The sequence below is a fragment of the Bacillus sp. 01N42_2 genome, from assembly GCF_056399565.1.
The window spans coordinates 80,732-100,197 of record NZ_JBFTRO010000009.1 but is presented as its reverse complement, the minus strand read 5'-3'; the positions used below and the strand labels follow the sequence as shown (position 1 = coordinate 100,197).

The 19,466-nt window shown below is 47.8% G+C and carries 13 protein-coding genes; 4 read left to right on the top strand and 9 right to left on the bottom strand.

Translation table 11 applies throughout. The features are described 5' to 3' along the window. Positions 1–99 precede the first annotated feature (99 nt). A complete protein-coding gene (locus tag AC1DN5_RS17185) occupies positions 100–3,243 on the bottom strand; it encodes an efflux RND transporter permease subunit (RefSeq protein WP_016936995.1) in 3,144 nt (1,047 codons plus the stop codon). Between the two features lie 129 nt (positions 3,244–3,372). Here AC1DN5_RS17185 and AC1DN5_RS17180 point away from each other — a divergent pair, with 129 nt between their 5' ends. After that, on the top strand, positions 3,373–4,221 hold the full coding sequence (locus AC1DN5_RS17180; protein ID WP_366970095.1) for a TetR/AcrR family transcriptional regulator: 849 nt from the start codon (positions 3,373–3,375) through the stop codon (positions 4,219–4,221). Positions 4,222–4,283: 62 nt separating this feature from the next. Here the strand turns inward: AC1DN5_RS17180 and gatB are convergent, their stop codons facing one another. The 3 genes from gatB to gatC are packed head-to-tail and all read right to left on the bottom strand — an operon-like array spanning position 4,284 to position 7,490. Then, positions 4,284–5,714, bottom strand: a complete 1,431-nt coding sequence (gatB, locus tag AC1DN5_RS17175) for an Asp-tRNA(Asn)/Glu-tRNA(Gln) amidotransferase subunit GatB (RefSeq protein WP_016936997.1) — start codon at positions 5,712–5,714, stop codon at positions 4,284–4,286. A 13-nt stretch (positions 5,715–5,727) separates the two neighbouring features. After that, entirely contained in the window at positions 5,728–7,185 is a 1,458-nt protein-coding gene (gene gatA, locus AC1DN5_RS17170) for an Asp-tRNA(Asn)/Glu-tRNA(Gln) amidotransferase subunit GatA (protein WP_016936998.1), read from the bottom strand. 14 nt (positions 7,186–7,199) lie between these two features. After that, positions 7,200–7,490, bottom strand: coding sequence for an Asp-tRNA(Asn)/Glu-tRNA(Gln) amidotransferase subunit GatC (gatC, locus tag AC1DN5_RS17165; RefSeq protein WP_003155732.1), 291 nt, complete (start codon positions 7,488–7,490; stop codon positions 7,200–7,202). 422 nt (positions 7,491–7,912) lie between these two features. Between gatC and putP the strand changes: the two genes are divergently transcribed. Together putP and AC1DN5_RS17155 are read left to right on the top strand one after the other, a co-directional pair. Next, complete coding sequence (gene putP, locus AC1DN5_RS17160) at positions 7,913–9,391, top strand: sodium/proline symporter PutP (RefSeq protein WP_099744448.1); 1,479 nt, start codon at positions 7,913–7,915, stop codon at positions 9,389–9,391. Between the two features lie 120 nt (positions 9,392–9,511). Continuing rightward, positions 9,512–10,204: an MgtC/SapB family protein gene (locus AC1DN5_RS17155; RefSeq protein WP_045926645.1), complete on the top strand. Its 693-nt coding sequence runs from the start codon at positions 9,512–9,514 to the stop codon at positions 10,202–10,204. 37 nt (positions 10,205–10,241) lie between these two features. Here AC1DN5_RS17155 and AC1DN5_RS17150 read toward each other — a convergent pair whose 3' ends face one another. The 5 genes from AC1DN5_RS17150 to pcrB form a co-directional block, all read right to left on the bottom strand. Then, positions 10,242–11,237 (bottom strand): phosphotransferase enzyme family protein, encoded by a 996-nt coding sequence (locus AC1DN5_RS17150; protein WP_366970096.1) that lies wholly within the window; start codon positions 11,235–11,237, stop codon positions 10,242–10,244. Between the two features lie 235 nt (positions 11,238–11,472). Further along, entirely contained in the window at positions 11,473–12,669 is a 1,197-nt protein-coding gene (locus AC1DN5_RS17145) for a CamS family sex pheromone protein (protein ID WP_016937002.1), read from the bottom strand. Between the two features lie 15 nt (positions 12,670–12,684). Next, positions 12,685–14,691: an NAD-dependent DNA ligase LigA gene (gene ligA / locus AC1DN5_RS17140; protein WP_366970123.1), complete on the bottom strand. Its 2,007-nt coding sequence runs from the start codon at positions 14,689–14,691 to the stop codon at positions 12,685–12,687. Between the two features lie 24 nt (positions 14,692–14,715). Further along, the gene (pcrA, locus tag AC1DN5_RS17135) at positions 14,716–16,935 is read right to left on the bottom strand and encodes a DNA helicase PcrA (RefSeq protein ID WP_366970097.1); all 2,220 of its coding nucleotides are present in this window, start codon (positions 16,933–16,935) and stop codon (positions 14,716–14,718) included. 57 nt (positions 16,936–16,992) lie between these two features. Next, entirely contained in the window at positions 16,993–17,682 is a 690-nt protein-coding gene (pcrB, locus tag AC1DN5_RS17130) for a heptaprenylglyceryl phosphate synthase (protein WP_045926641.1), read from the bottom strand. Between the two features lie 195 nt (positions 17,683–17,877). Between pcrB and AC1DN5_RS17125 the strand changes: the two genes are divergently transcribed. Next, complete coding sequence (locus tag AC1DN5_RS17125) at positions 17,878–19,452, top strand: FMN-binding glutamate synthase family protein (RefSeq protein WP_342007446.1); 1,575 nt, start codon at positions 17,878–17,880, stop codon at positions 19,450–19,452. The last annotated feature ends 14 nt before the right edge of the window (positions 19,453–19,466 follow it).

The following is a 19,466-nucleotide window of genomic DNA, read 5'->3' as shown; positions in this document are numbered from 1 at the left end:
TTAATTATACTATGACTTGAGAAAATCGCAACAATATGTACAGGAATTGCCAGAAGAAAAAAGGCCCCGGCTCCTTTTAAGGAGCCAAGGCCCGCTGTCTTACTCTTCTTCTGTTCCTGGTTTTTTCTTACGGAATTTCGCCAATACTTCATATACGATCGGCACAATCAGAAGGGTAAGCAGAGTCGAACTGATTAAACCGCCGATAACGGTGACACCGAGTCCTTTAGAAATGACCTGGCTTCCGCCTTCGAAGCCCAATGCCAATGGAAGCAGGGCGCCGATTGTCGCGATCGCCGTCATCAGAATCGGACGCAATCTCGTAGAGCCGGCTTCAAGGAGCGCTTCTCTCGTCGATAAGCCTTCCGCTTCTTTATGAATGACGCGGTCAATTAAGACAATCGCGTTTGTAACGACGATTCCGATCAGCATCAGCATACCGATCATGGCGTTCAGACTGATCGTCTCTCCGGATACATACAGTCCGGCTAATGCGCCGATGATTGTAAACGGCAGCGAGAACAGAATCGCAAACGGCGCTAATGCTCCGCCGAACGTAATCACAAGCACGAGGTATACGATGGCGATTGCGGCAAGCATCGCTAAACCGAGTTTCGTAAAGGAATCAGCAATATCGGCTGATACACCGCCGGTATCAATGGATACATTGTCCGGCTTATCCAGTTTGTCTACTTTCTTTTGAACGGCTGATGACACCTTCGTGACGTTGTCAGAAGTGACGGTTGCCGTTACGTCAGCGTACACTTTGCCGTCGCGTCTGGAAATGGTATCAGATGTCGTGCCGTTTTTCACTTTCGCCACATCGCCGATTTTTACTTCTTGGCCTGCAGGCGATGTGATGGTTTTATCCTCTAATTCTTTTACACTCTTATACTGGTCTTTTTCTGTTTTGATGTTTACGTCAAGCTCTTTGCCGTCTTTTTTCACCGTTGTCAAAGGAGACTGTGACGTTTGCGGCATCAAGGCTTGGGAGATTTGCGAAGCCGTCAGGCCCATCTTGCTGAGCTTCTCCTGGTCAGCGGTGAACGTGTACTCATCATATGTGCTGGAAAGGCCTGAGTTGACGTCTTTCAGATCCTTCTGCTTTTTCATGATGCCTTCGATGTCTTTGACCGTGCCTTTAATATCAGACTCTGAATCTCCGTACACATAGTACGTTAATTCGTTGTTGTTGCCTGACGAGCTGAAATTTTGTGATTTCCATTCGCCGCGGCTGGATGTTTTTTTGACTTCTTTTAAGACATTGTCTTTTTCTTTGTCAAAATCAGGCGTGTCATCCTCGTATTTCACGTAGAACAATGCCCCGTTTGAGCTTCCGCCGAGCGGGCTTTGCGAGCCTAATGAATACTGGACGGTATCGACATGTTTGCGTTTAAGCAGCATGTCTTCCGCTTTTTGCGCAGCTTTTTCAGCTTCGCTTTTCGTTTCACCCGGTTCAGGCGTGTATGTGAGCTGCATTGTTTTGTCCGCTTGCGCAGGCAGGTAGCTCGCGCCGATCAGAGGTACGAGGAACAAACTGCCGGCAAGCATCAGAACCGCGATAATAGATGTAATCCATTTATGGCTTAATGACCAATTCAGCACTTTTTTATAGAAATTGGCCAATCTGCCCGGCTTATGCTCTTTCGCTTTAACAGGCGCGCCTGTGAGCGATTTTTTGAATAAACTGTGCGCAAGCATCGGCACCAGTGTGATGGAAATCAACAATGATGCGGCAAGCGCGAAAACGATTGTTAAGGCAAACGGCATAAACAGTTCGCCGATCTGTCCGCCGACCATGGCAAGCGGCAGGAATACGGCAATGGTTACGATCGTTGATGACATGATCGGTTTAAACATTTCTTTTGTCGCTTCACGCACCAATTGCTTCCCGCGTAAAGGCTCATCTTTCAGCCTCATGCGGCGGTAAATGTTTTCGATAACGACAATGGAATCATCGACTACCCGTCCGATGGCGACCGTCATCGCGCCGAGTGTCATAATGTTCAATGTGACATCGAGCTGATTCAGCACCAGAAGCGCAATCAGCAGTGACAGCGGGATGGAAACGATAGAAATCATCGTTGATTTAATATCTCTTAAGAATAAGAGAATAATCACGACCGCAAAAATCGCGCCGAAAATCGCTTTGCTTAACATCGTCTCCACTGACTCTGTAATCGGCTTTGCCATATCAAGAGTCGAGCTGTACTTGAACCCTTTGTGGTCTTTTTTGTATTGATTCAGTTCATCTTTAATCGCATCGGCCACTTCCACCGTGTTGGCGTCATTGGCCTTTACGATATTAATTCCGATGCTGTCCTTTCCGTTCGTGCGGGAAATGGATTCTGCTTTTTTCACATCTTTAATGTCGGCAATGTCAGAAAGCTTGACTGTCGGCACCCCTGCTGATGCGCTTTGCTGTGCCTGCTGCGCAGCCTGAGCGTCCGCCGCAGATGCCGCACCAGCTCCGCCCGCTTGACCTTGAGCGGCAGAAGAAGATGTGACGGGGATTCTCATATCTTTCAGATCTTTAATTGACGTAATATTTCCGTTAACGACAACTGATTTTTCTTTGTTGCCGAACGTGTACAATCCAAGCGGCGTATTGACGTCAGAGCCTTGGATCACTTTCTTGACGGTATCTTCATCAAGTCCGTACTCTTTCATTTTTTTGTCTTTGAAAGAGAATTCCACCTGCTCTTCCTGCTGTCCGGAAACTTGCACGGACGCAACGCCCTGGATGCCTTTGAGCTTAGGAACGAGAGTGTTTTCCACATTTTTGGTCAGATCTTCAAGCGAGCTTTTGCCGCTTGTCACACTGAGCGTCAAAATCGGGAAAGAGTTGAGACTGTAACGGGAAATGTCAGGTTTTTTCGCGTCGTCAGGAAGGCTGACACTGTCCAGCGCTTCAGCGACTTCAGTTTTCGCCTTGTCCATATCCTTGCTGTAATCATATTCAATCGTAACCGATGAGACGTTTTCAGAGGATGTGGACGATACGACGCTCACTCCTTCTAAATTCTGCACCGCCTGCTCAATTGGTTTCGTTACGTCATCCGCAACTTGACTCGGAGCAGCTCCGGGATAAGTCGTATTTACTGAGAGATAAGGCATGTTGACGTCCGGTATGGATTCCTGTTTCATATTCAGACCGGCATACAGCCCTGCTACAGTAACGATAATCGTCATCAGCCAAACTGCGAATTTGTTCTTCAGTACAAAGTTAATAATGTGGTTCATCATGTCCTCCGTTATTTTTTATTGACTGACTGGTCATTCTATATAATACTAAACGGTATAACTCAACATCGTCAACCAATAAGGCAGTAAATTTTTCTAAATTTTTCAAGGATTAAGGGGAAGCACGTCATGAACGAAAAAAAAGAGAAAATCATAAAAACAGGCATCCATTTATTTGCTAAAAAAGGATTTTCTTCAACAACCATTCAGGAAATCGCCGGTGAGTGCGGAATTTCAAAAGGCGCCTTCTATCTCCATTTCAAATCAAAAGAAGACCTTTTGCTGTCCGCATGTGAGTATTACATCGGCATGTCTATGGAAGAAATAAAGAAGATCAAAACAGAACATCAGCATAAACCGCCTAAGGACGTATTCCAAAAACAAATCGCATATCAATTCCAGGAATTTATGGAGCATAAGGACTTTATCATTCTCTTGCTGAGCGAAAAGGTCATCCCAGAAAATCAAAAGGTGAAACAATACTTTCATGAGGCGAATATTCAATTTAACATGCTGTACCGGGATGCTTTGCTGTCCGTTTACGGAGATGCCGTCATACCGTTTTTAGCGGACGCATCCGTTATGGCCCAAGGGATTGTGAGCTCTTATATCCATTTCTTGATTTTCAATGAAAATACCGCATTCCGGACGGAAAACGTGGCCCCCTTTCTGATCGCCAGGATCGATGATCTGATTACCGGACTGATAAAAGACAATCCCGATCCGCTTTTGCCTGAGGATATTTTCACTCAGCCCGCGGCGGACAGAAAGAGACTGCTCGCGGATATTCAAATGGCAAAAGCTCAGCAGGGGCTGCCTGAGGACGTTCTCATTTCGCTGGAAGTCATTGAAGAGGAAAGCGCAAAGGAAGAGCCGCGAAAACCGATTATTAAAGGAATGCTGTCCAATTTGGCAGGCAGCGGAAATAAACAGATTGAAACGCTGCGTGCTTCCATTGAAACCTATTTCAGCTTATAAAAAAAGAGACCGGCGCATGCCGGTCTCCGTGTCAGCAGCGCCCTTACAGGCGGCTGCTTTTTTTATCGTTTTTTGATTTCTTCAAGTAAGATTTTGTTGACCATCGGCGGGTTGGCCTGTCCTTTTGAGGCTTTCATAATCTGCCCGACAAGGAAGCCGATCGCGCGGTCTTTTCCGTTTTTGAAGTCTTCAATTGACTGCGGGTTGCTGTCAAGTGCATCTGTCACCAGCTTCAGAAGCACGCTTTCGTCAGAAATCTGCACGAGGCCTTTTTCTTTGACGATTTTTTCAGCGTCTCCGCCTTTTTCAATTAATTCTTTGAAGACTTTCTTCGCGATTTTAGACGAAATGGTCCCTTTTTCAATCAGCTTAATCATGCCGGCAAGGCCTTCAGGAGTCAGTGCGACATCCTCAAGCTCTTTTTGTTCGGCGTTCAGGTAAGCTGACACTTCACCCATCAGCCAGTTGGATGCCTGCTTGGCTTCTGCGCCTTTATTGACCGTTTCTTCGAAGAAATCAGCCATTTCTTTCGTCAGCGTCAGAACCATTGCGTCATAAGCCGGCAGGCCGAGCTCTTCGATATAACGTTTGCGGCGCTCATCCGGAAGTTCAGGAATGGTTGCTCTTACGCGTTCTTTCCATTCGTCATCAATGTAGAGCTCGACAAGGTCAGGCTCTGGGAAATAACGATAGTCATCCGAACCTTCTTTGATACGCATCAAAATGGTTTTTTTCGTCGCTTCATCGTAACGGCGCGTCTCCTGCTGAATGACGCCGCCTGACAGAAGCACCTGCTCCTGGCGTTTTTCTTCATGCTCAAGGCCTTTTTGCACGAATGCGAAGGAGTTTAGGTTTTTCAGCTCCGTTTTTGTGCCGAATTTCTCCTGGCCGATCGGACGGAGAGAAATGTTGGCGTCACAGCGCAGTGAACCTTCTTCCATTTTACAGTCAGACACGCCTGTGTATTGGATAATTGATTTCAGCTTTTCGAGATATGCGTAAGCTTCCTCCGGTGTGCGGATATCCGGCTCAGATACAATCTCGACAAGCGGCGTGCCCTGGCGGTTGAAGTCAACGAGGGAATAGCCGTCGCCCGTATGCGTCAGTTTTCCCGCATCTTCTTCAAGGTGAAGACGGGTAATACCGATTTTTTTCGTTTTTCCGCCGACTTCGATTTCGATCCAGCCGTTTTCGCCGATCGGCTTGTCAAATTGAGAAATTTGATATGCCTTCGGGTTGTCCGGGTAGAAATAGTTTTTCCGGTCAAACTTCGTATCCGTTGCGATTTCGCAGTTCAAAGCCATTGCGGCTTTCATCGCGAATTCGACCGCTTCTTTGTTTAAAACGGGCAGCACGCCGGGATACCCAAGGTCAATGACGCTCGTTTGGGTATTCGCTTCCGCTCCGAATGGCGTCGGTGAGCTTGAGAAAATTTTAGATTTTGTTTTTAATTCCACATGGACTTCAAGTCCGATTACCGTTTCAAAGTTCACTTCATTTCACCCCTTACAGTTCAGGTTTCGCTTTATGATGATCTGTTGCCTGCTCAAAAGCATGAGCGACACGGTATACAGTGCCTTCATCGAAGTGCTTTCCGATGATTTGCAGTCCGAGCGGCAGTCCGTCCGCAAATCCGCACGGCACGCTGATTCCCGGCACACCCGCGAGGTTGACAGGAATCGTTAAAATATCGTTGGCGTACATTGTGAGCGGATCGCTGGTTTTTTCGCCGATTTTGAAAGCTGGTGTCGGCGTTGTCGGTCCGACGATGACATCGTATTTCTCAAAGACGTCTTCAAAATCTTTTTTAATGAGCGTGCGCACTTTTTGCGCTTTTTTGTAATACGCGTCATAGTAGCCTGAGCTGAGCGCGAAGGTGCCGAGCATGATGCGGCGCTTCACTTCGTTGCCGAAGCCTTCTGAGCGTGTCTGTTTATAAAGGTCGATCAGGTTGTCCGCATTGTCTGAGCGGTATCCGTAGCGGATGCCGTCAAAGCGCGCAAGGTTCGCAGACGCTTCGGAAGATGACAGCAGATAATACGTCGCAAGCGCGTATTTGCTGTGCGGCAGAGATACTTCTTCCCATGTCGCTCCAAGGTCTTCAAGCACTTTTAAAGCGGCTAAAACCGATTCTTTCGCTTCTTTGCCGACGCCTTCTCCGAGATATTCTTTCGGTACGGCGATTTTTAAGCCTTTAATATCGCCAGTTAATGAAGAAAGAAAGTCCGGCACTTCGACATTGGCGCTCGTAGAGTCCATTTTGTCCGCGCCTGAAATCGCCTGAAGCAGGAATGCGTTATCTTCTACGTTTCTTGTGATCGGTCCGATCTGGTCTAATGAAGACGCAAAAGCGACCAAACCGTAACGTGACACGCGTCCGTATGTAGGCTTTAATCCGACGACGCCGCAGAAAGAAGCCGGCTGACGGATGGAGCCGCCCGTATCAGATCCGAGTGAGAACGGCACTTCGCCAGCTGCAACCGCAGCTGCGGAACCGCCGCTTGATCCGCCGGGAACCGTATCAAGATTCCAAGGGTTTTTCGTCGCTTTGTACGCGGAGTTTTCAGTAGAAGAACCCATCGCGAACTCGTCCATATTCAGCTTTCCGATCGTGACGGCTTCAGCGGCCTGAAGGCGCTCTACTACCGTCGCATCGTAAATCGGATCGAAGTTTTCGAGGATTTTGCTTGAGCATGTTGTGCGAAGCCCTTTTGTCACGATGTTGTCTTTGACGCCGATCGGCATTCCGAAAAGAAGACCGTGTTCAGACCGGCCGTCAACCGCTTCGTCAAGCTCTTTCGCGTAAGCGCGGGCTCTTTCTTCGTCAAGCTGCAAAAACGCCTGCACCTTATCATCCACGGATGCGATCCGTTTGTAAGATTCGTCAACAAGATCGGAAATCTTGATGTCTTTATTATGTATCATTTGTTTCAGTTCTGTGATTTTGTGATCAAATAATGACATACTGTCTCCCTCCTTTAATCCAGAATAGATGGCACACGGACATAGCCGTCTTTATGATCGGGAGCATTCTTCATGACATCCTCGACCGGAAGGCCTTTACCCGCTTCATCTTCTCTCATTACGTTTTTCATTTTCAGTACGTGTGTTGTCGGTTCCACGTTATCCGTGTCTACTTCATTAAGCTCCTCGGCAAACGAGATGATGCTGTCAAGCTGTTCTGTGAACATTTCAGCTTCTTCATCCGTAATGGCGAGTCTCGCCAAATGAGCGACATGTTTTACTTCTTCTATAGAAATTCGTGACATAAGATCCACCTCCGCATAATTCTCCGTTTCGTCATATAATACAGATCATATCAAAAACGAGCCCTCTAAAGCAACAAAACGCCGCCTCCTGAGGCATGATGAAACCCTCTCTATTTTATCCTAAATCGGAGAGAAAGAGAAACGAATTATATGTCAGAAAATTTTTACTTTTATAATTTATTGGTAGCGTTTTCATCTTTAAGCTGTTCTATGTTGCCGGGGATTTTTTCCTTGAATGGGCCAGGTTTCGAGAGTTGATTGATCGGGGATACTTTGTTAGGTTTAGTAACCATAGCCTGCACAAAATCATGCATTCGGCATGTCATGATGACTAAAGGCTTGCCGCCGGCGCAAAAGTCCGGCACTACTAATCTGCAGAGGTGATGCAACATTTACTTAAAAGAAGAGAGGGTCCAGAAACCGTGAGTATTGAATTAATTATATCTCTTGGCATTTACTTTGCTGCCATGCTGTTAATCGGCTGGTACGCATTCAGAAAGACAACGAATATTAATGATTACATGCTGGGCGGAAGAGGACTCGGCCCGTTCGTAACGGCGCTGTCCGCAGGTGCGGCGGACATGAGCGCATGGATGCTGATGGGGGTTCCCGGCGCAATGTTCGCAACGGGATTATCGACCTTATGGCTGGCGCTCGGTTTGACGATCGGCGCATATTCAAATTATCTGCTGCTTGCTCCGAGGCTGCGCGCCTATACGGAAGTTGCAGATGATGCGATTACGATTCCCGATTTCTTCGATAAACGGTTCCGCCATTCGTCATCATTGCTGAAAATTGTTTCCGCCGTGATTATTATGATCTTTTTCACACTGTACACATCGTCCGGAATGGTATCCGGAGGCAGGTTATTTGAATCGGCATTCGGTGCCGACTACAAATTCGGTTTGTTTTTAACGGCCGGTGTTGTTGTGCTTTACACGCTGTTTGGCGGTTTCCTTGCTGTCAGTCTGACTGACTTCGTACAGGGAGCGATCATGTTTGCGGCATTAGTGCTTGTGCCGATCGTTGCTTTTACCCAGCTCGGGAGCGTTTCAACGACGATTGATTCGATCAACGCCGTAAACCCGAAACTATTGGATATCTTTAAAGGCGCGAGCGTCATTAGCATTATTTCTTACTTGGCATGGGGACTCGGCTATTACGGCCAGCCTCATATCATCGTACGATTTATGGCGATTAAAGAAGTGAAGGATTTAAAACCCGCCCGCAGAATCGGGATGAGCTGGATGGTTATTTCAGTTGTCGGTTCACTGCTTACCGGGATTATCGGGGTTGCGTATTCTCATCACTTCGGGGTCTCCGTAAAAGATCCGGAAACGATTTTCATTATTTTTTCTAAAATCTTGTTCCATCCGCTGATTACGGGCTTCCTGCTGTCCGCAATTTTAGCGGCGATTATGAGTTCCATCTCCTCACAGCTTCTCGTAACGGCAAGCGCCATTACGGAAGATTTATACCGCGCCTTTTTCAGACGGGAAGCGAGCGATAAAGAATTGGTCATGACCGGACGCCTGTCGGTATTCATCGTGGCCGTAATCGCCATCCTGCTTTCCATGAATCCGAACAGCACCATTCTTGACCTGGTCGGATATGCGTGGGCAGGCTTCGGTTCGGCCATCGGCCCGGCGCTCCTTCTCAGTCTGTACTGGAAACGGATGAACGAATGGGGAGCGCTTGCGGCGATGATTACCGGAGCTGCGGCCGTTCTAATCTGGATTACGACGGGGCTTGCCGCTTCAACCGGCATATACGAAATCATTCCGGGATTCTTCCTCAGTCTGATTGCCGGTATTGCCGTCAGTCTGCTGACCAAAAAACCGGCCGATGCTTCTTATCAGCTGTTCAGCCGGATGGAAACTCTTTTGAAAAAGAAGAAATAGACAAAAAGCCGTCAGATTTTATCCCTGACGGCTTTTTTCTTCCGCACTTGTCCTGCTATAAATACTGTGAGAAAATCATATCAATTTACTATAAGAAAAACTGCGGAGGTGCTGTGCAAATTGAGCTGGCCTATCGATCCGGACATTTTATTAAAACTGGGCATTGCCACGCTGATCGGGATGATCATCGGTCTTGAGCGCGAGCTGAAAAATAAACCGCTCGGACTGAAAACCTGTATCGTCATCGCCGTCAGCTCCTGTATGCTGACGATCGTCAGCATTAATGCGGCCTATCATTTTCCGAAATATTACCGTATTATGATGGATCCGCTCCGTCTTCCCGCCCAAATCATTTCCGGCGTCGGCTTTATCGGTGCGGGCGTGATTCTGCGTAAAAGCAATGACGTCATTTCCGGCCTGACGACATCGGCTATCATCTGGGGTGCAGCCGGACTGGGTCTGGCCACAGGCGCCGGCTTTTATAAGGAGGCGTTCGCAAGCCTCTTGTTTATCCTGATCAGCGTCGAGTTTCTTCCGTGGCTGATCAGAAAAATCGGCCCCAACCGCTTGAAGGAGAAAGATATCCGCGTGAGGATGTCTCTTTCCGACAAAGACAAAATGACCGAGATTTTAAAGGAAATGAAAAGCAAACAGCTCCGCATTCACTCCGTCCGGATAGATGATCTGCATGAAAAAGAATTTCCGATTATGGAAGTGAAAATCAGCGTTCATAAAAACCGCTACACAACGGACGTGTATTATGATATTAAAGAAATTCAGGGTGTCGTCGGAGTGAAATGCGATACGTTATAAAAAAACGCCGGACTGATGTCAGCCGGCGTTTTTCTATTTATACGAATGCAGAAAAATGATATTCAGTAATCGGTGTTTCGTTTTCAATATCGCGTCTGAAGCCTTTCAGCATCTCAAGCTCTTCATCTCCGAGTGAGTCTAGGTCAAACGCCTGATGCAATAATCCGTAGATCAGCATATGGCGCAGCCGGAGGAAATCCGGGATTTTTTCAAGCCAGGCGGGATCAAGGTCATTTTCTTCCCTGTAGCCTTTCATAAAGTGTGTCATGAATTCACCCGTAAACGCGGCCTTGTCTTCATACGGGATGACCGGATACCACAACATGTTGTACAGCAAAATACTGATATCATTCACAAACCAATTGTAGCCGATATCATCAAAATCAAAGGCAGTAATTTTTCCGTTGTCCCAGTTGAAATTGCCATGGTGCAAATCGGCGTGCACCAAACCGTAGCTTTCCGGGTTCTTCGGCAATTTCCGCAGTTCCTCCATTAAAGCATCCGCCCGCTCGAATACAAGATGCTGATCTGCGGGCACGTATTTTCTCAGCTTCAGCTGCTCCTCTTCGTCCCATTCCTGCCTTTTATATTTCGGGTCGCTCAGACGGTAGCTTTTCGTCAGCCGATGCATGTTCCCCGTATACTTGCCAAGCTCATAAAACAGAGTTCCGTTCCAGTCTGATTCTTCAACTTTATGGCCCGGCGCTTTTTCGTAGACTCTTAATAAAAACGCTCCGCCTTTTCCATCCGGCACTTCTTCGACATCTCTGCCATTTAATGAAGGAATCGGTTTTGCTGCTGAAAGCCCTCCCTTTGTGAGATGATGAAGCCATTCCATTTCTCCCAGAATATATTCCGGTGTTCTGCGGAGCGTATGCGTAATTTTTAAGATATAAGGTTCGTTATCTTTCACAATTTCATATACGTAGTTCTCTGCGTCTGCGATAAATTGAAATTTGGTAAAGCCGTATATTTCACCGGCTTTAGCGAGCACCTTATCTTCCTCCAAAACCGCTTTAATATCTTTATGCATGCTGATTCACCCTCTTCATATCTTTTGGCAGTGATATGTGTACTCAGCATAAGTCATTCATCAACATCCCGCCCTTCTTTTTGTTCCTAACAGATTAGTAACATCCGCCTATAAACAAAAAAGTTTTTCCTGTTAATCCTTATTTATACAAATATCTTAACATACGTCACTGCTCTCACCAACGATATATACAAGAAAAACCCTTGCTCATAAACAAATGAACAAGGGCGCTTCATTAATCGTAAATATGGACGGTCGGTTCTTTGTCACCCGCATTTCGGACGATCAGCGCTTCCTGGCCGTCTGACGAGGTGATATTGATTTCAACATCGACTGAGCCTTTTGAATAATAATCCATAAGCTCACCCGTTAAGTATTGGGTAAAGGCGATGACTTCGCTTTTTCCGTAAAATTGCATCGGGATTTCTATTTTCATTTTTCTCATTTCATCATTTTCGTACATCGCCGTTCCGACTACTCCGGTGTAGTTCGGGAAGTAGCTGTCGATCGCGTTTTTGAAGCGTTTAAACACTTCGGAATCGTCAGGGTATTTCTTTGCCGTATCTGTATCCGCCGGATAGAACACGTATTTTTCTTTGACATCATCCCAGTTTGAAATGGTGGATGAGCCGGCTTTGACTTCTGTTTTTGCAATGTAATTTCCCGGTACGATTGATGTTTTCGGCGCTTGTTTATAAAGGGCGACGGTAATCGGCACATTTTTCAGGTTATCCATTTTCCGGAGACGGTTAACGACTTCCTGGGCGATTTCTTCCCCGTGGCTGCGGATCGTTTTGTCGCTGAGCTCTACTTCCTGCTGCGGATCACCGGTTTTTTCGCGGTAATAGTAAACAGAGTTGAGAGCGAGACCGATCATGACACCGCCAAGCTGGATGGAATTTTTATCTTTTCTTACTAAGTAATCCTGTTCAAGCATAGACGCTAAGTAAATCGGGCTGTTTTCGTTTTTCTCTTTTGCCGATCCCGAACTTGGCAGCACCGGGTTTAATCCGAGATTCTGGAAATTGGCGTCTGCCTTTTTCGCCTTTTTCAGATCACTGCCTTCTTTTTTGCGGTCAAGCCAGCTGAGTACCGTATCCTCATCTAAATACTGGCCTTCCTGATACAAATAATCATCCGTCGGGAACGTGTCTTGAGCGAGCCGCATCAGCCCCGTCTCGAATTCATCGATGTCCAGCCTCGTATTCAGCCGGTCCGCGGTCAGGCCGCGCGCTTTTCCGGCCTTAAACGGAAGCACCATCTTATAGTAGGAATCAGAGATATTATATTTCGGTATGATCGCTTTTTCAGAAGACTTTGCGGTTTTCTGCGTGATCTCTTCCTCTTTTTTTCCCCCGAAACTCGGCGAACAGGCTGACAGCATCAATACTGCCGCGGTCGCCGTCGCCGCCAATGCCAACATCTTTTTCAATAGAAAACACTCCTCTTATTTCTTTAGCTCTCCCAATAGCTGTGCTTCATTCCATACTTCAATGTTTAATTCCTGCGCTTTTTCCAGCTTGCTTCCGGCCGCTTCTCCGGCGATCACCAAGTCTGTTTTTTTGCTGACAGATCCCGTCAGCTTTCCGCCGAGCGCTTCGATCTGCGCTTTGGCTTCATTTCTGGACAGCTCTTCAAGCTTTCCGGTTAACACGATGGTTTTTCCGGCAAAATAAGAGTCGCTGTCCTCCGCTTTTACTTTTTTCGGGCCTTTATAGAGTGTGTTCACACCGAGCTCTTCCAGTTCATTCAAAAGCTCAAGCATTTCTTCTTTTCGGAAGTAGGTGATGACGGCATCAGCCATCTTTTCACCGATTTCGTCTACTGCAAGCAGCTCTTCCTCTGTGGCTTGTTTCAGATTTTCCAGGCTTTCAAAATGCATGGCCAGTGTTTTGGCCGCTTTTGAGCCGATAAAACGGATGCCGAGACCGAACAGCAGCCGTTCCAGCGAATTCTCTTTCGACTTTTGGATCGAGCTGATCAGATTGTCAGTTGATTTTTCCCCCATCCGCTCAAGCCGGATGACCTGTTCTTTTGTCAGCTTATATAAATCAGCGACATTACGGACGAGATGTTCACGGAAAAGCTGTGTGATGACACGTTCTCCGAGGCCGTCAATATTCATCGCGTTGCGTGAGACAAAATGAATCAGGCCTTCTCTGATTTGCGCCGGGCATTCCGGGTTGATACAGCGCAGCGCGACCTCTCCTTCAATGCGGACAAGTTCGCTTCCGCACTCAGGGCAGCTGGTCGGCATATTGAATTCTTTTTCTTCTCCGGTCCGCTGTTCAACTAAGACATTGACGACCTCAGGGATGATATCGCCCGCTTTTTTGACGACCACTTTATCGAGAATGCGGATATCCTTCTCTTTAATTAAATCTTCGTTATGAAGGGATGCTCTTGAGACCGTCGTCCCCGCTACTTTTACCGGTTCCAGGACGGCAGTCGGCGTAATGACGCCCGTTCTTCCGACATTCAGTTCGATATCGAGCAGTTTTGTCACGACTTCTTCTGCCGGGAATTTATAAGCAATCGCCCAGCGCGGGCTTTTTGCCGTATACCCGAGCTCTTCCTGCTGATCGAGCGAATCCACCTTGATGACGATTCCGTCAATTTCATACGGGAGATCGGCCCGCTTCGCCTGCAGCTCTTCGATCATTTCAATCACTTCATCTATCGTGGCGCATTTTTTCCGTTCCTGGTTTGTTTTAAAACCGAGCTCATCCAGAAAATCCAGGCCTTGACTCTGTGTTTCCACACCCATTTCGTCAAGCTCCGCTATACTGTAGACGAAAATGTCAAGATTTCGTTTCGCTGCAATTTTCGGATCGAGCTGTCGGAGTGAGCCCGCAGCCGCATTCCGGGGATTGGCAAACGGCTCTTCTTCATGTTTCAGCCGTTCTTCGTTGAGCGCTTCAAATGACTGTTTCGGCATGTACGCCTCTCCGCGCACTTCTATGGAGAGGTTCCGTTTCATTTTCAGCGGAATGTTTCGGATCGTTTTTAAGTTTTCCGTAATATCTTCGCCCGTCGTTCCGTCTCCTCTTGTCGCGCCTCTGACGAAATAGCCGTCTTCATAACGGAGAGAAACAGCAAGACCGTCTATTTTCAGCTCCACATTGTAAGCGACGCTGTCACCGACAGCCTGACGGACGCGGCGGTCAAAATCGCGGAGATCATCATCGTTAAATGCGTTGCCGAGACTGAGCATCGGCGTGCCGTGCTGCACCTTTTGAAAAGATTCAAGCACCGCTCCCCCGACCCGCTGTGTGGGCGAATCAGGCGTTCTGAGCTCCGGGTGCTCTTCCTCTATGGCAACCAGCTCCTGCATCAGTCTGTCGTACTCGGAATCCGGCACGCTCGGTTCATCTAAGGTGTAATATTCATAACTGTACTGATCGATGGTGCGGCGCAATTCTTCTGCCCGGTGTTTCGCTGTTTCTTTGTCCATCATGTTCTTCCTTTCCTCTTCAGGTTACTGCTTTTCAATCGGGGCAAAGGCGGCCAGCAGACGTTTCACGCCGACTGGGCTCGGGAATGCGATATCAAGCTCCGTGCTTTCGCCTTCTCCTTTTACGCTGACAACCGTTCCGGTGCCCCATTTTTTATGGCCCGCTTTATCGCCGACCGCCCAGCTGAGCGAGTCGCCGCCTGTTTTGTTCGCGTAGGAAACAGGACGGGATACGGGCCCGCGTTTCGGTTGCATTTTTCTTCCCGGCTGCATGCGCGGGGTTTTCTTCTCATTTAGGTTCTCCAATAAATCGTCAGGTATTTCCCTGATAAAGCGGGATTCCGGATTCATATTGGTGCGCCCGAACAGGGTGCGCATTTTGGCATTCGTTAAGTACAGTTCTTCTTCCGCCCTCGTAATGCCTACATATGCAAGCCTGCGCTCTTCTTCCATCTCGGCTTCTTCCATCAGGGAGCGGCTGTGCGGGAATACGCCTTCCTCCATGCCCATTAAGAACACGACAGGAAATTCAAGCCCCTTAGCGGCGTGCAGCGTCATTAACGTGACGGCATCCTTTCCGCCCGATTCCTCTTCCTTCTGGTCGAGCTGGTCAATATCCGCAATCAGCGCCAGATCGGTCAGAAACGCGACGAGAGACTTGTCTTCGCTTTTTTGTTCGAAGTTTTTCGTGACAGAAAGAAACTCGTCGATATTTTCAAGACGGCTCTGGGCCTCAATAGACTTTTCAGCCTTCAGCATTTCTCTGTATTCCGTTTTATCGAGAATTTCTTCCGTGAGTTCCGTAATGGACAGGTAATCCTGCATATTCGTCAGGTTTTCAATCATCGCGCCAAAGCCGTCAAGCGCGTTTGCCGCTTTCGCGCTGACGCCGATGAAATCAATCTGTTTGATCGCCTGGAACATTGACATGCCGTTCATCGCTGCGTATGAAGCGATTTTTTCAAGCGAAGTGGCGCCGACGCCCCGTTTCGGCACATTGACGATCCGTGTAAAACTGATGTCATCGTCCGGGTTTGACACAAGGCGCAGATATGCGAGAATGTCTTTAATTTCTTTTCTGTCGTAGAACTTGGTTCCGCCGACGATATTGTAGTTCAGACCGGCTTTTAAAAGGGTTTCCTCGATAACGCGCGACTGGGCGTTTGTCCGGTATAAAATCGCGATATCGGAAAGCTTCCGCCGGCCTGAGCTGTTCAGCTCATAAATTTTGCCCGCGACGAATTGGCCTTCGCCGAATTCATTGTCGCCGCTGTAATAAGAAAGCTTGACGCCTTCGTCATTCTCCGTCCACAGGTTTTTCGGCTTGCGGTTTGAGTTGTTTTTGATCACTTCGTTGGCCGCCTGCAGAATCCGCTTTGTTGAGCGGTAGTTTTGTTCGAGCAGAATCACGTTTGCGCTCGGATAATCTTTTTCAAAGGAAAGGATATTCGCGATATCCGCCCCGCGCCATCTGTAAATGGACTGGTCGGAATCACCGACGACGCAGATATTTTCAAGACGGGCCGCAAGCTGCTTAACGAGCAGGTATTGCGCTCTGTTCGTATCCTGATACTCGTCTACGTGAATGTACTGGAATTTGCGCTGATAAAACTCAAGCACTTCCGGCACACGCTCGAAAAGCTTGATCGTCGTCATGATTAAATCATCAAAATCGAGCGATTGGTTTTTCAGCAGTTTTTTCTGATAATCGGTATACACGTCACTCGTGACCTGATCGTAGTAGCCGCCGGCCGTTTTTGCGAATTCCTCAGGTTCGATCAGCTCGTTTTTGGCGCTGCTGATCGAGCCTAAAATACTTCTCGGATCAAACTTTTTCGGGTCGATATTCCGCTCTTTCAGAATCCCTTTAATAACGGAAAGCTGATCAGCCGTATCAAGAATGGAGAAGTTTCGGTTGATGCCGATTCTGTCAATGTCCCTGCGCAGAATCCGCACGCACATGCTGTGGAAGGTGGATATCCAGATTTCATCCGCGCCGGGGCCGAGAATGCTCTCCACCCGCTCCTTCATTTCTCTGGCGGCTTTATTTGTAAATGTAATCGCCAGAATATTCCACGGCGCCACGTGTTTTTCCGCCATTAAGTATGCGATTCTGTGCGTCAGCACCCGTGTTTTTCCGCTTCCCGCACCTGCCATCAGAAGCAGCGGACCGTCCGTCGTCTTGACCGCTTCCTGCTGAACGGGATTTAATCCGCTTAATAATTGATTGCTAATGTAATTCATATCCGTTCACCGCCTATCAAACATATGTTCTATCATAAATCAAATTCGTCCGCTTGGCTACTTTGTCTTTACAGCCGCCACCGTTTTGAGCGCCTGATCAAAATCTTCATATACGGCATTTCCCACAACGATGACATCGGCATGACGGCTGAACCGTTCCGCTGTTTCCGCGTCTTTAATGCCGCCGCCGTAAAACAGGACGGACTTGTCCAGCACAGCCTTCGTTTTCTCCACTGTTTCTATGTCCGCCAGCATCCCGCTGTATTCCAGATAAAAAATCGGGAGATGAAGCAAATTCTCCGCGACCCGCGCATAGGCGAGAATATCTTCTGTTTCTATATGTGTATCCGCCTCCGTCAAAGCGGCCGCCTTACAATCAGGGTTGACGATGCAATAGCCCTCCGTCACGATTTCCTCCATTGACATGAGCTCGCCGTATTCTTTCATCGCCTGGTGGTGCATGCCGACAATCCAGTCCGCATTTTTGCTGTTAAGCACACTCGGAATGAAATAAAGATCAAACCCGGGCACAATGGAATCAATCGTTGACACCTCAAGTACGCACGGCACTAAAAACCGCCGCACCTTTGACATCAGCCTCAGCACATTGTCCTCGGTGACATTGTCGCTTCCTCCGATCACAATGGCGTCAGTCCCTGATTCACAAAGCCGTTCCAGCTGTTCATCCGGTAAATCTTTATTCGGATCGAGTTTAAAAACGTGCTTCCACTCGTTAACATCGTACATGCGTTTTCGTTCCTCCATTCGTTTCTTGCCATTTAAACATTATAACAAATTCATTTGGCCCGGAAAAACGGAAAAAGACGTCATTCACCTGATTCACAAAAAAAGATTGCGCTCCGCCTGCTGGGATACGCCTATGTTTCAAAAAAGACAAAATGTGGAATGTCAAAGAGAAAAAAGGCAAGGAGTCTGATTTCAATGGAACAAGCCATTATCGTACTGATTTGTATATTAATTTTGATTATTTTAGTTCCCGCCGCATTGTTTCTTTGGATATACATAAGAGACGAAAAGCAGGAAGAGCATTCAGTGCTGCGCAATTATCCCGTAACGGGAAAGCTGCGTTATATATTTGAAAAAATCGGGCCTGAGCTGCGGCAGTATTTGTTCAGCAATGATAACGAAGAACAGCCGTTTTCCCGGAGAGAATATGAACAGACAGTCATGTCGGGAAAGTATAAAAGCAGAATGATGGGCTTCGGATCGGAACGGGATTTCGATCAGCCGGGCTATTATATCCGTAACGCCCTCTTCCCGAAACAAAGGGAGGAACTGCGCACAGATCAGACGCCGAAGATCGAGACGATGGTATACAAGATTGACAAAGACAATCTGCTGAAACGCAGCGAGCACCGTGAAAAAGCGAAAGCAGACCCTTATTACCTGCATCCGGACGATGTGCAAGTAATCGGCCGTGACACATGTAAGAAGCCGTTTTATGTAAAAGGATTAATCGGACAATCAGCGATGAGCTACGGCTCACTTGGCGACCGGGCAATTACCGCCCTGTCAAAAGGGCTGCACCAAGCCGGAGGCACATGGATGAATACAGGCGAAGGCGGCCTGTCAGAGTATCACCTGAAAGGCGGCGCGGATATTATCTGCCAAATCGGCCCGGGGCTGTTCGGCGTCCGCACCGAAGAAGGAGAATTTTCCTGGGAAGAATTTAAGAAAAAAAGCCGTCTCGAGCAGATTAAAGCCTTTGAATTAAAGCTTGCGCAAGGGGCGAAAGCAAGAGGCGGGCATATTGACGGCTCAAAGGTGACCGAAGAAATTGCCGCCATCAGGAATGTGCAGCCCGGACAATCCATTGACAGTCCCAACCGCTTCAACGAATTTTCAAATGTACCGGACATGCTTGATTTCATTGAGAAATTAAGGACTGTAGGTGAAAAACCGGTCGGCATTAAAATTGTCCCCGGCAGCCGCAAAGACCTTGAAGATCTTATTTCCTGCATGAGTTCATCAGGCAAACATCCCGACTTTATTACGATTGACGGCAGTGAAGGGGGAACCGGGGCTTCTTTCCATGAGCTGGCGGATTCCGTCGGCCTGCCGATTCTGACCGGCCTCCCCCTTGTTGACAGCCTTTTGAAGACATACGGTATAAGGGATAAGCTGAAAATTTTCGCATCCGGAAAGCTGCTCACTCCGGATAAGATTGCCGTCGCCCTCGCGCTAGGCGCGGATTTTGTCAATATTGCCCGGGGAATGATGTTTTCAGTCGGCTGTATCCGTGCTCAAGTATGCCACACCAATCATTGTCCTGTCGGAGTGGCGACAACCGATCCAAAACTTCAGCGCGCGCTCAGTATCGAAGACAAACAGCACCGCGTCTGCAACTACGTGCTTTCCCTGCGTGAAGGGCTGTTTCACCTTGCCGCGGCGGCGGGCCTCAGCTCGCCGATTCATTTCTCAGCTGAACACATCGTATACCGGGAGAAAGACGGAAGCCTGAGAGAACTTCCCGGCCTTATGGATCAGCACGCATAAAAAAACCGCCTGCC

Bases quoted from the DNA above. Each gene is read 5' to 3' on its own strand.
- AC1DN5_RS17185 (WP_016936995.1), bottom strand. From the start codon at position 3,243: ATGAACCACATTATTAACTTTGTACTGAAGAACAAATTCGCAGTTTGG.
- AC1DN5_RS17180 (WP_366970095.1), top strand. From the start codon at position 3,373: ATGAACGAAAAAAAAGAGAAAATCATAAAAACAGGCATCCATTTATTT.
- gatA (WP_016936998.1), bottom strand. From the start codon at position 7,185: ATGTCATTATTTGATCACAAAATCACAGAACTGAAACAAATGATACAT.
- gatC (WP_003155732.1), bottom strand. From the start codon at position 7,490: ATGTCACGAATTTCTATAGAAGAAGTAAAACATGTCGCTCATTTGGCG.
- AC1DN5_RS17150 (WP_366970096.1), bottom strand. From the start codon at position 11,237: ATGCATAAAGATATTAAAGCGGTTTTGGAGGAAGATAAGGTGCTCGCT.
- ligA (WP_366970123.1), bottom strand. From the start codon at position 14,691: ATGGACAAAGAAACAGCGAAACACCGGGCAGAAGAATTGCGCCGCACC.
- pcrA (WP_366970097.1), bottom strand. From the start codon at position 16,935: ATGAATTACATTAGCAATCAATTATTAAGCGGATTAAATCCCGTTCAG.
- pcrB (WP_045926641.1), bottom strand. From the start codon at position 17,682: ATGTACGATGTTAACGAGTGGAAGCACGTTTTTAAACTCGATCCGAAT.
- AC1DN5_RS17125 (WP_342007446.1), top strand. From the start codon at position 17,878: ATGGAACAAGCCATTATCGTACTGATTTGTATATTAATTTTGATTATT.